Source organism: Microcoleus sp. S36a_B3, assembly GCF_036700745.1.
Classification (GTDB): Bacteria; Cyanobacteriota; Cyanobacteriia; order Cyanobacteriales; family Microcoleaceae; genus Microcoleus.
The window spans coordinates 307,678-319,267 of the sequence record NZ_JAUBPN010000005.1 but is presented as its reverse complement, the minus strand read 5'-3'; the positions used below and the strand labels follow the sequence as shown (position 1 = coordinate 319,267).

Sequence of the window (11,590 nt, the reverse complement as noted above, 5' to 3'; positions counted from 1 at the left end):
GCTTGGATGTCTCCGATCGACCAACCTCACGAAAACTTCATGTTCCCAGAAGAAGTTCTTCCTCGCGGTAACGCACTTTAAAAAAATCAGGATTTGGATTTCAGATTAATTTAAGTTTTTTAAATTCTAATTGGAAATCCAAATACCTGTGCCTCGGGCGATCGCGGGTTCACCGCGATCGCCCGAGGCACAAAAAACCCAAAATCCCAAAACTAACATCGTTGGAGGTTCTACCGCGTGGTAACGCTCTCTAATTCCTATGTAAGCGGTCGCGACCAAGAATCCTCTGGGTTCGCTTGGTGGTCTGGCAACGCTCGTTTAATCAATCTCTCCGGCAAACTCTTGGGCGCACACGTCGCTCACGCTGGTTTGATCGTGTTCTGGGCCGGAGCAATGACTTTGTTTGAAGTCGCTCACTTTATCCCAGAAAAGCCCATGTACGAACAGGGGTTAATTTTGATGCCCCACGTCGCTACTTTGGGTTGGGGCGTCGGCCCCGGCGGTGAAGTCATTGATATCTTCCCGTTCTTCGTAGTCGGCGTTCTTCACTTGATTTCATCTGCTGTTCTCGGTTTGGGCGGCATTTATCACGCCGTTCGCGGCCCGGAAGTTCTCGAAGAATATTCTTCATTCTTCGGCTACGACTGGAAAGACAAAAACCAGATGACCAACATCATCGGTTATCACCTGATTTTATTGGGTGGCGGCTGCTTGCTGCTGGTTGCTAAAGCCATGTTCTTCGGCGGTGTCTACGACACTTGGGCTCCGGGCGGCGGCGACGTGCGTATTATCACGAACCCCACTCTGAATCCTGCCGTGATTTTTGGCTATTTGACTCGTTCTCCTTTTGGTGGCGAAGGCTGGATTGTCAGCGTCAACAACATGGAAGACATCATCGGCGGTCACATCTGGCTCGGCTTGATTTGTATCGGTGGAGGTGTTTGGCACATTTTGACCAAGCCTTTCGGCTGGGCTCGCCGTGCCTTAATCTGGTCTGGTGAAGCTTACCTGTCTTACAGCTTGGGCGCTTTGTCCCTGATGGGTTTCATCGCCGCCTGCTTTGTCTGGTTCAACAACACTGCTTACCCTAGCGAATTTTACGGCCCGACGGGCCCGGAAGCTTCTCAAGCACAAGCTTTGACCTTCCTGATCCGCGACCAACGCTTGGGTGCTAACGTCGGCTCTGCACAAGGCCCTACCGGTCTGGGTAAGTACCTGATGCGCTCTCCTACTGGCGAAATCATTTTCGGCGGTGAAACGATGCGTTTCTGGGATTTCCAAGGCCCTTGGTTGGAACCCCTGCGCGGTACTAACGGTTTGGACTTGAACAAAATCAAAAACGATATTCAGCCTTGGCAAGCTCGCCGCGCTGCTGAATACATGACTCACGCTCCTTTGGGTTCTTTGAACTCTGTGGGTGGCGTGGCAACTGAAGTTAACTCGTTTAACTTCACGTCTCCTCGTTCTTGGTTGTCCTGTTTCCACTTTGTGATGGGTTTCTTCTTCTTGGTCGGCCACTTGTGGCACGCGGGTCGCGCTCGCGCTGCTGTTGCTGGTTTTGAGAGAGGTATCGATCGCGAAAATGAAGCTGTGATGTCTATGCCTGACTTGGACTAATCGATCGAGCTTACGCTGATTTGATGGTCTAGTCAAAAAAAAGCTCCTGCGGTTAAGCAGGAGCTTTTTTTTGAGTAAATATAGCAGAAGGAAATTCGGCAACGAGCAATGTACGGGATGTAACGGATGGATGGATGGAACCAGAAAGAAGCAATAGACTGCATGGCTTTGGGCCATCAAGAACGTCCTAACTGTCAGGACGCTACATCGCATAAAAATTGGCGTTACGGTCGATCGACCGTTTTATCAATAATTCTGCAAGTCTTGACACTTGACATTTTTCATGCTTTCGGGTAAAGAGCTTGCAAGGCCGGGTCTACAAAGTTTATATTTAATTAAGGTACAAAAGTTTTAATCGCACAAAATTGAAAAAAGTCATCAGAAGTTGCTGTTTGAAGGCAGCTCGCTAGCGGTACAAAACAAATCGACGATTGTTCTCAGGATATTCATATTTTTGATTAAATAACTGTGCTTGACAATTTTTTAAACACGCACAAAACTTTTGAGCCGCTTACTCTTATTGCTGGGAAAGCAAAAAATTAATAATGGACTCATTAAAAATCGAAAATGTCCAGGTAAGTTACGATCGAGCAAATTTACTCGATCGCATTGCCAACCGCATTCGCCACTCTCTAGAACTGCCAGAAATTCTCGGTGCCACAGCAGCAGAAGTTCAATCCTTCTTGGGAACAGACAGAGTTAAAATCTACAAATTTCATAGCGACGGCAGCGGTGAAGTGATTGCCGAATCAATCAATGACAACCGCTTGCCATCGCTATTGGGGCTGCATTTTCCCGCAGACGATATTCCCTCTCACGCCCGCCAACTGTTCGCGCAACTACAAGTGCGCTCGATCGCCGATATCGATTCCGGGCTGCTCGGCCAAAGTCCCCGCCGCGACGCGGTTTCCGGTCAACTGCTGCCCGACGGAGTGCGCTTTCGGGCGATCGACCCCTGCCACGCCGAATACTTGAGCGCACTCGGCGTCAAAGCTTCCTTGGCAGTACCAATTTTTCACGGCGCAGAATTCTGGGGGTTGTTGGTATCTCACCACTCCGAATCCCGGAGTATCGCAGAAGAGGAACTGCAAGGCGTTCAGATGGTGGCAGATCAGCTCGGCGTAGCCATAGCCCAATCAACCCTCCTCGCCCTCGCCCAAGCCAAAGCTCAGCGGGAAGCTGCCGTCAACCGCGTCACCGCAGCCCTGCACTCACACCCCGCGATGGAACTGCAAGCAGCTTTGGCAGAATGTGTAGCTGCACTAGCCGGAGCCGGCGGCAGGCTGTGCATTTTCGACAGCAAAATCACCAGTTTAGAGCCCGACTCGAACAATTCCACTCCCACACTCAAAGTCTACACTTGTGGCTCCGGGCCGAGGATGCAAATTTCGGCAAAATACCAGCAGGTAGAGCAATACAGCGTCTGGCACGAATATTTTAAATCCGGCGAGCAACAAGTTTGGGCAATTCCCGACTTGTACAAAATTAGCACTTTGAGAAGCCTGCAACCTGCATTTCGATCGACCAAAATTCGTAGCATTTTAATCGTACCGCTCAGAACCAGCCAGCAAATATTCGGTTACTTGAGCATTTTTCGAGAACAATTTGACACCGAAACTCTCTGGGCCGGACAGTTGGATGCCGACGGGCGGCTCGCCCAATCTCGGATATCTTTTGAAATATGGAAAGAGTCAAAAACCGCCCAAGTTCGCAAATGGAATGCTGAAGAACTTGAATTAGTAAAAACTTTTGGCAGAAGTTTTTCTCAGGCGATTAACCACTCACAGCTTCACCAACAAATAGATGAACTTAATGTTAATTTAGAAAATCAAGTTCAAGAGCGCACGGATCAACTGCACCAGTTGACCCAACAGCAGCGAGTGCTGTTTGAAGTTGTGGCAAAAATGCGGGAATCCCTAGACTTGAACAGGATTTTTAACACGATGTCCCAGGAAGTGCGGCGGGCTTTAAATGCCGATCGCGTTGGGGTTTACCGCTTCGATCCTGCATCGGAATTTAAGGATGGCGAATTTGTTGCCGAAGATGTTTTGCCAGATTTTCTGTCAGCAATGGCAGTCAAAGTACACGATCATTGCTTTGGAGAAAGATACGCCCTGCTCTACTCTCGGGGGCGAGTTCACGCACTACCCGACATCACACAGGTCGGACTCCCAGATTGTTTTCGGCAAATATTAGCTCAATTTCAGGTGAAAGCTACTTTAGTTGCACCAGTAATGAAAGGCAACGACCTTTGGGGGTTGCTGTGCGTACACCAGTGTTCGGCTCCCCGCAACTGGGAATCTTCGGAAATTCAGTTTGTCACCCAAATTTCCGCTCAGCTCAGCATCGCCCTAGAACAAGCAGATTTGCTCGCTCAAACTCAGCAGCAAGCAGTTGATTTGCAGCGGGCAGCCGAGCAGGAGCGGATACTATTTGAGGTGGTTACTAAGATTCGACAATCCCTCGATTTAGATAAAATTTTTTGCACGACAACGACAGAACTGCGGCGGATTTTAACTGCAGATAGAGTTGGAATTTATCGCTTCGACCCTGATTTAAATTTCAATGAAGGCGAATTTATTGCCGAAGCTGTTTTGCCAGCTTTTGATTCAGCAATCAATGTGAAAGTTTACGATCGTTTCTTTAGCGAAAAGTATGCAGAAAAATACAGTCAGGGACAAATTCAAGTGCTGCCAGACATCGAAACTGCGGGACTCTCAGACTGCCACACTGCTCTTTTAGCTCAATTTCAAATTAAGGCGCAAATAATTATGCCAATGATGAATGGCAGCGCACTTTGGGGTTTGCTGTGCGTGCACCAATGCGACAGCCCGCGCAATTGGAATACTTCGGAAATCCAATTTGTGACGCAAGTTGGAGCTCAGTTGAGCGTTGCATTAGAACAAGCAGATTTGCTCGCTCAAACGCGGCAGCAAACGATCGACCTCCAGAGGACATCTGAGCAACAGCGGATACTGTTTGAAGTTGTGACAAAGATTCGAGAATCTCTCGATATGAACCTGATTTTTCAGACGGCAACCCAAGAACTTTGTCAGTTTATGCAAGTCGATAGAATGGCTGTCTATCACTTTAATCCTGATTGGGGCGGCGAATATGTTGCTGAGTTTGTCAAGGATGGCTGGAAAAAATTGGTAGGGGAAGATATCAATACAGTTTGGGAAGATACTTATTTGCAGCAACACCGAGGCGGCAGGTATCGCAATAATCAAACTCTAGCCGTTGACGATATCTATCAAGCTTGTCACTCGGAATGTGTCGTCGGTATTTTAGAGCAATTTCAGGTGAAGGCTTATGCGATCGCCCCAATTTTTTTGGGACAGGAACTTTGGGGCTTGCTGGCAGCTTATCAACATTCTGGGCCGCGCTACTGGGAAAGTTCAGAAGTTAAATTTTTAGCTCAAGTTGGCAATCAGTTAGGTGTAGCTATCCAACAAGCCGATTTGCTGGATCAAACGAGACTACAATCCGCACAAATTGCTCAAAATTTAAAGGATTTACAGCAAACTCAAGCTCAATTGATTCAGACTGAAAAAATGTCGGGTTTGGGGCAACTGGTGGCAGGCATTGCTCACGAAATTAACAATCCCGTTAATTTTATTTACGGAAATCTCAATCACGCCAGTGATTATACTGAAAATTTGCTGACTTTGCTGGAACTTTACCAGCAGCAATATCCAGATTCTAGTTCTGAAATTGCTGAATTGACCGAAGAAATTGACTTGGAATTTCTGCTGGAAGATTTGCCTAAATTGCTATTGTCGATGAAGGTGGGAGCAGATCGCATCCGTCAAATTGTTCTGTCTTTGAGAAATTTCTCTCGGCTGGACGAAAGTCAAATGAAGGCGGTTGATATTCACGAAGGCATTGACAGCACGCTGTTAATTTTGCAGCACAGGTTGAAGTCTAATCCCGACAGTGCACATATTGTGCTAGTTAAAGAGTACGGCATTTTGCCTCTGGTTGAGTGTTATGCGGGACAGTTAAATCAGGTGTTTATGAATGTCATCGGAAATGCGATCGATGCTTTGGAGTCGGAAAAGTTGCTTTCTGGTAAATCTGTGACTCCTCAAATTAAAATCTCTAGTGCTGTGGGTCAACTTAATGGCAATGTTCCTAGTGCGGTGATTCTGATTTCTGACAACGGCCCGGGAATTTCGGAATCTATGATACAACGCATATTTGACCCTTTTTTCACCACTAAGTCGGTGGGAAAAGGTACTGGATTGGGCCTGTCAATTAGTTACCAAATTGTGGTAGAGAAACACGGCGGTGTTTTTCAGTGTAGTTCCCAATTGGGCAAAGGTACTGAGTTTGTAATCGAGATTCCGATTAGTCAATAGTCATTAGTTGTTAGTTGTTATTGGTTAGTTGTTATTGTTTAGTTGTTATTGTTTAGTTGTTATTGGTTAGTTGTTATTGGTTAGTTGTTATTGGTTAGTTGTTATTGGTAATTAGAACGAACAACTAATAATTAACAAATAACCACTGACCACTAAAAACAGTCAACAGTCAACAGTCAGCAGTCAGCAGTCAACAGTCAACAGTCATTAGTCATCAGTCATTAGTCATCAGTCATTAGTCATCAGTCATTAGTGTTGTCCTCCCCGAGTTATTGTAGGGTGCGTCAGGGGGCTGAATGTTTTCGTCGCCTACTCAAGGATTCGGGCCCCCTGACGCACCCTACGGTTAGCTAACAGTCCCCTGGCCGCATTATGCAATACGAGGTTGAAGATGTGGGGGATGCGGAAGCATTTGAGGAAGAGTGTGCAGCGTTACCAGATTTTTCAGCAATGTTTGAATCACTTTGAAGAGTTGGTGATATAATAAAAAACCTTCAGCTTAAAGCCGAAGGTTGTCATCAGGGTGCATCTACTTGTTCTATATTCATTGGGGAGTGAGTTGGATCAGGAAGAAGTGAGGGTATTGTGGCAAAGATTGCTTAACGAGTAATATCAATAGGTTTAGCGATCGCTGTTTTCTACAGCATTACTTCACCGATAGACTTGCGACGCTTGGTGTAGATGGGCTTGTGCGACTGCCCGTGTCTCTCCCTATGATTTGATGCTATCGCAAAGAAGCACGTAGACTTTCAAGTTCATCATCTTGTAAACACCTAAGAAAAGAGCGATACCTGCGCGCATTTGGATGTGGAAGAAAAGCAAAAAATCTTTCATAGTCCCCGATTTTAATGGACTCGGATATCGAAGCTGTTGAGGAAATATTGAATTGACATTGGATCGCTTGGCGCGCAGGAGCTCCTAGAACCACAATGACTTTTGCTCTTGATAGTTCTAAAGTCCTCAATAAATAGGCTTTTACGCATTGATCCTGAGCTTGTTCTACGCCAATTTCAGAATGAGATTTGCAATGTACTATTTCGGTGAGAGCATAATCAATTCCTGGATTAACATCCCGTTGCAATAATTCAATCGCACGTTTACGGACTGCTGCCCAAAACTTAACAGCACGACTATATGTCCCATCCTTCATCAAGGATTGTTTACCATTGATAATCCACTCCTTTTGCCCTCCTCCAAAACGATAATTAAAGTAATTGTTTATATCGTTATCTGACCAACACCAAGTGGGGTAGACTTCATCAGAACCAATTGATGGATTTGAACTCAAAAAAAGAATAGGCGCTTCCTCGATCTGCCCACTCCAAGGTTCAGGTATTTGAAACTTGTCTAAATCGAGGGATTTTTGAGAATTAACTATGTCACGGCAGGGATTTTCTGTAGAAGGATATTCGAGACATTTCCGTGCATGAGGGCAGTGAGTAATTTCATATAACAAATTTTTCTCAGACATTATTAAGGAGGTCTCAACTGAGACAGTCTTTCTTATAGTTTAACAGGGAATTTGGCTGTCTAACGGTTGAGACGAGCCGCAGCAGAAACTTCTGATTCTCAAAGATAACCTCTCGGTGGCTCCATCGATTTGTTGTCTTGCTTAACAAGCACATACCGCTCACTCCCCAATCATCGTCTTTGTGGCGGCTATTTCTTTTGGGCAGTTATTGTAGGGTGCGTCAGGGGGCTGAATGTTTTCGTCGCCTACTCAAGGATTCGGGCCCCCTGACGCACCCTACGGTTAGCTTTCTTTATGTAGAGTCTCGGTTTTAACCGCCGAGTCAAGCCCAGTTCGATCGCCCGCGCCTGAACATGGTAAATTCAGTCATACAGGCTGTTTTCAAAATAGCAAACTGAGCGCTTGCAATCGATCGACCCATACGCCATGCCAGATTCCGAATTCTCAGACGATTTAAAATGGACGCCCCAAGCCAAGGCTAAGCTGAAAAATATTCCCTATTTTGTCCGGGGACAAGCCCGCGTCCGCATCGAGCAATTGGCCCGCACCGCCGAAACCGAAGTAGTCACAGTTGACTTAGTTGAGCAAGCTCGCATCGAGTTTGGGCAATAAGGGATCGAAATGTACCCTAAAGCTTTAGACTATATATTGCGTTGTAAGGACAAGGATTTAAAAAAGTAGTGCGTAAAATTGTTATAGCTGGCAACTGGAAAATGTACAAAACTAGGGCAGAATCCCTAGAGTTTCTTCAAGGATTCATGTCCTGCTTGACGGAAACCCCAGAGGAACGGGAAGTCGTGCTTTGCGTTCCTTTTACAGATTTGAGCGCCCTCTCGAAAAACCTTCATGGCAGCCGCATCAGACTCGGTGCTCAGAACGTTCACTGGGAAGAGTCGGGAGCTTTTACTGGCGAAATTTCCGGGCTAATGTTGGCAGAAATGGGGGTTCGCTACGTCATCATCGGCCACAGCGAGCGCCGTCAATATTTTGGGGAAACTGACAAAACGGTGAATTTGCGGCTGAAAGCTGCTCAGAAATACGGCTTAATTCCAATTCTCTGCGTGGGAGAGACGAAGCAGCAGCGGGATTTAGGGGAAACAGAAGCTCATATTTTCTCTCAGTTGGCTGAGGATTTGGTTGGTGTTGACCAAAATAACTTAGTAATAGCTTACGAACCGATTTGGGCGATCGGCACTGGCGATACTTGCGAAACAAAGGAAGCTAACCGAGTTATTGGTTTGATTCGCTCTAAATTGACTAATCCTGACGTGCCGATTCAGTACGGCGGCTCTGTCAAAGGTGAGAATATTGATGAAGTTATGGCGATGCCTGAGATTGACGGAGTTTTGGTAGGCGGTGCGAGTTTGGAAGCTGCGAGCTTTGCTCGAATTGTCAATTATAAATAATTAGTATGTGCTAATTGGTAATTGCTAATTGGTGGTTGTCTGAGGCGTTTTGATGTTGAGAAATGACAATCTTTACGAGTTACCCCAAAATCTTCCAGTACCAGTTGATGATGGGGCAACTAACCACCTTTTGGGCTACCAACTTCTTTCAATTCCGTTGATGTCAACGGCTGGACTTATTTGAGGATGATAAATAATACGACGATCGAGCGATCGCCTATAATTGTCATGTGCCTTTGAGTATTTCTCCGATCGAGAGAATTGTTCCATGAATGCGATCGTTCAAGCCAAACCCGCTTTAGAGGAGTTCCTCAAACTTCCTGAAACTGAACCAGCCTCAGAATTTATTGACGGAGAAATCCTTCAGAAACCTATGCCTCAAGGCGAACATAGCGTACTTCAATATGAATTATGCAAAACTATTAATCAATTAGCGCAAACTCAAAAAATTGCCAAGGCTTTTCCTGAGTTGCGCTGCACTTTTGGCGGTAAGTCTATCGTACCAGATATAGCAGTATTCCGATGGGAAAGAATTCCTTTTTTGCCTTCGGGTAGAATTGCCAACATCTTTGAAATTAATCCCGATTGGTCGATCGAAATTTTATCCCCAAACCAAAGCCAAACAAAAGTCCTTGGTAAATTGCTGCACTGTTCGCGACAGGGTACTGAGTTGGGTTGGTTGCTAGATCCAGAGGAAGAAAGTATTTTAGCTGTATTTCCCGGACAAAAAGTAGAATTGTACCGAGGTACAGATCGGTTGCCAATTATTAATGGAATTGAGTTAGAATTGACCGTTGATAATGTTTTTAGCTGGTTGACTTTTGGTTGAAGAATCTTGGACATATCAGACTTTAAAAAACCTCATTTTAAAAAATGGTTCGTAGTGCGGAATGCAAGTCCGCTCTCAGGATGCGGAATGCGAGTCCGCACTACAAACCGTTTTTGTTATGCTAATCTACCGGACAGGATATCCAACCTAAAATCTCTAATTTAAAATCTCACTCGCCATGACACCTAACTCAGCCCAAATTATTATTAGAAATAAAGCTTTCGAGTGGGGAAAACGCACTTATTTAATGGGTGTTTTGAATATTACCCCTGACAGTTTTAGCGATGGCGGCGATTTCTATACCATAGAATCTGCTTTAGCGCAAGCTGAAAATATGGTAAAATCGGGGGTAGATATTATTGATATTGGCGGTCAATCTACGCGGCCCGGTGCTGCAGAAATATCCTCTTCAGAGGAGATCGATCGCGTGATACCTCTCGTACAAATACTGCGACAAAAAACCGATGTTTTTGGGTCAGTTCCGATTTCGGTAGATACTACCAGAGCGGATGTTGCCAAAGCTGCTGTTGAGGCCGGAGCTGATATTGTCAACGATATTTCTGGAGCAACTTTTGACTCGGAAATGCTGTCAACCGTTGCTCAGTTGAAAGTGCCGATAATTTTGATGCACATTCGGGGAACTCCTGAGACGATGCAAAAACTAACTGACTATCGGGATTTAATTGGGGAAATTGGGGAATTTTTAGAGAGCCGAATTGCGGCGGCAGTTGCTGCGGGAATTGACAAATCTCAGATAATTATCGACCCCGGTATTGGCTTTGCTAAGACTTACAGTCAAAGCTTGGAAATTCTACAACAGTTGCCAAAATTTAGTTTTTTGGACTGTCCGATTTTAGTCGGAGTATCGCGCAAAAGCTTCATCGGTCAGATTTTGCAGCAGCCGGAAGCTAAACAAAGAATTTGGGGGACAGCGGCGGCTTGTACAGGTGCGATCGCAAATTTGGCAGATATCTTGCGAGTTCACGATGTCAGAGAAATGCACGATGTTTGTCTGGTTGCCGACGCTATCTTCAGGAATCAGTCTTGAGAAGTCGGAGTATCAATAACTTTCATTTCCCCGCCCTCAGAATGAATCACATCGGGCATAGAACCCATCAGCTCGCCCAGAGCTTCGCTCATGCTTCTGGGGTCCATAAACAGAATTTTGGCATTGTCGCTTTCGCCCAATTTTTGTTGAGCGTCTAAGTATTTTTCCGTTACTAAGTAATTCAAAACTTGCTTACTATTCGGATGGGAGTCTAAAGCTTCAACTAAGAGCCTCATATACTCCTTAGTGCCGATCGCCTTATTGACCATTGCTTGCCATTCGCTCTTGGTAGCCCGCTCCAATTCCATAGCTTCTTGCACCCTTTTTGGAGGTGTAATGCTTTGAATTTCTACGCGAATTACTTTAACGCCCCAAGTTTCGGTAGCTTCGTCCAACTTCTTGAGTAACTTTTTATTCATGTCATCTCGGGAACCCAAGATGTCTTGCATGGGTAATCGACCAATTTCGGCGCGAAACGTCGTTAAAACTAAGTTGGCGATCGCATTTTCAATTTGATCGATTCCATAATAAGCTTTCTGCAAATTCACAACCCGCCAATACACAACGGCATCGACTTCAAGGGCCACATTATCTCCCGTGATTGCTGACTGAGGTTTAATATCTAAAACTCGTTCGCGGGTTGTGTCCACGCAGACTACTTTTTCGACCACAGGACTGATAAAGTGGAATCCGGGCTGGAGGGTTCGCTTGTATTGACCCAAACGTTCGACTAAAGCTTGATCCCCGCCGCTGATTATTTTGACGCTTGAGTTAAGAGTGTAGCCGAGGATGAGCGTAACGAGCATGGTGAGAATAGACGGCCCCATTTCTACTTTCCTGCTAAGGTTGACTGAGAAT

The 11,590-nt window shown here is 45.5% G+C and carries 10 protein-coding genes; 7 read left to right on the top strand and 3 right to left on the bottom strand.

Translation table 11 applies throughout. From position 1 onward, the window contains the following. Positions 1–237: 237 nt before the first annotated feature. From psbC to QUA01_RS08815, 3 genes are all read left to right on the top strand, one after another. Positions 238–1,617, top strand: coding sequence for a photosystem II reaction center protein CP43 (psbC, locus tag QUA01_RS08825; RefSeq protein ID WP_333089227.1), 1,380 nt, complete (start codon positions 238–240; stop codon positions 1,615–1,617). Positions 1,618–1,743: 126 nt separating this feature from the next. Next, positions 1,744–1,914: a hypothetical protein gene (locus tag QUA01_RS08820; RefSeq protein ID WP_333089226.1), complete on the top strand. Its 171-nt coding sequence runs from the start codon at positions 1,744–1,746 to the stop codon at positions 1,912–1,914. Positions 1,915–2,162: 248 nt separating this feature from the next. Continuing rightward, complete coding sequence (locus tag QUA01_RS08815) at positions 2,163–5,978, top strand: GAF domain-containing protein (RefSeq protein ID WP_333089225.1); 3,816 nt, start codon at positions 2,163–2,165, stop codon at positions 5,976–5,978. Between the two features lie 724 nt (positions 5,979–6,702). On the opposite strand, the gene QUA01_RS08810 is transcribed toward QUA01_RS08815, so the two are convergent. Beyond that, positions 6,703–7,449 (bottom strand): uracil-DNA glycosylase family protein, encoded by a 747-nt coding sequence (locus QUA01_RS08810; RefSeq protein WP_194068144.1) that lies wholly within the window; start codon positions 7,447–7,449, stop codon positions 6,703–6,705. Between the two features lie 426 nt (positions 7,450–7,875). On the opposite strand from QUA01_RS08810, the gene QUA01_RS08805 reads away from it, so the two are divergent. Further along, positions 7,876–8,061 (top strand): PCP reductase family protein, encoded by a 186-nt coding sequence (locus tag QUA01_RS08805; protein ID WP_194068145.1) that lies wholly within the window; start codon positions 7,876–7,878, stop codon positions 8,059–8,061. 68 nt (positions 8,062–8,129) lie between these two features. After that, a complete protein-coding gene (gene tpiA, locus QUA01_RS08800; RefSeq protein WP_333089222.1) occupies positions 8,130–8,855 on the top strand; it encodes a triose-phosphate isomerase in 726 nt (241 codons plus the stop codon). Between the two features lie 135 nt (positions 8,856–8,990). On the opposite strand, the gene QUA01_RS08795 is transcribed toward tpiA, so the two are convergent. Further along, positions 8,991–9,125 carry a hypothetical protein gene (locus QUA01_RS08795; protein WP_333133050.1) on the bottom strand — a complete coding sequence of 45 codons (135 nt, stop codon included), beginning with the start codon at positions 9,123–9,125 and terminating at the stop codon, positions 8,991–8,993. On the opposite strand from QUA01_RS08795, the gene QUA01_RS08790 reads away from it, so the two are divergent. Then, positions 9,124–9,684, top strand: coding sequence for a Uma2 family endonuclease (locus QUA01_RS08790; RefSeq protein ID WP_333089243.1), 561 nt, complete (start codon positions 9,124–9,126; stop codon positions 9,682–9,684). The genes QUA01_RS08795 and QUA01_RS08790 overlap by 2 nt on opposite strands. Before the next feature lie 178 nt (positions 9,685–9,862). Then, positions 9,863–10,732: a dihydropteroate synthase gene (folP, locus tag QUA01_RS08785; protein WP_333089220.1), complete on the top strand. Its 870-nt coding sequence runs from the start codon at positions 9,863–9,865 to the stop codon at positions 10,730–10,732. Here the strand turns inward: folP and QUA01_RS08780 are convergent. Continuing rightward, complete coding sequence (locus QUA01_RS08780; RefSeq protein ID WP_333089219.1) at positions 10,723–11,559, bottom strand: SPFH domain-containing protein; 837 nt, start codon at positions 11,557–11,559, stop codon at positions 10,723–10,725. The genes folP and QUA01_RS08780 overlap by 10 nt on opposite strands. Positions 11,560–11,590 lie beyond the last annotated feature (31 nt).

Coding starts and splice junctions, on each gene's coding strand:
- QUA01_RS08820 (WP_333089226.1), top strand. CDS start 1,744: ATGGATGGATGGAACCAGAAAGAAGCAATAGACTGCATGGCTTTGGGC.
- QUA01_RS08815 (WP_333089225.1), top strand. CDS start 2,163: ATGGACTCATTAAAAATCGAAAATGTCCAGGTAAGTTACGATCGAGCA.
- QUA01_RS08810 (WP_194068144.1), bottom strand. CDS start 7,449: ATGTCTGAGAAAAATTTGTTATATGAAATTACTCACTGCCCTCATGCA.
- QUA01_RS08805 (WP_194068145.1), top strand. CDS start 7,876: ATGCCAGATTCCGAATTCTCAGACGATTTAAAATGGACGCCCCAAGCC.
- QUA01_RS08790 (WP_333089243.1), top strand. CDS start 9,124: ATGAATGCGATCGTTCAAGCCAAACCCGCTTTAGAGGAGTTCCTCAAA.
- QUA01_RS08795 (WP_333133050.1), bottom strand. CDS start 9,125: ATGGAACAATTCTCTCGATCGGAGAAATACTCAAAGGCACATGACAAT.
- folP (WP_333089220.1), top strand. CDS start 9,863: ATGACACCTAACTCAGCCCAAATTATTATTAGAAATAAAGCTTTCGAG.
- QUA01_RS08780 (WP_333089219.1), bottom strand. CDS start 11,559: ATGGGGCCGTCTATTCTCACCATGCTCGTTACGCTCATCCTCGGCTAC.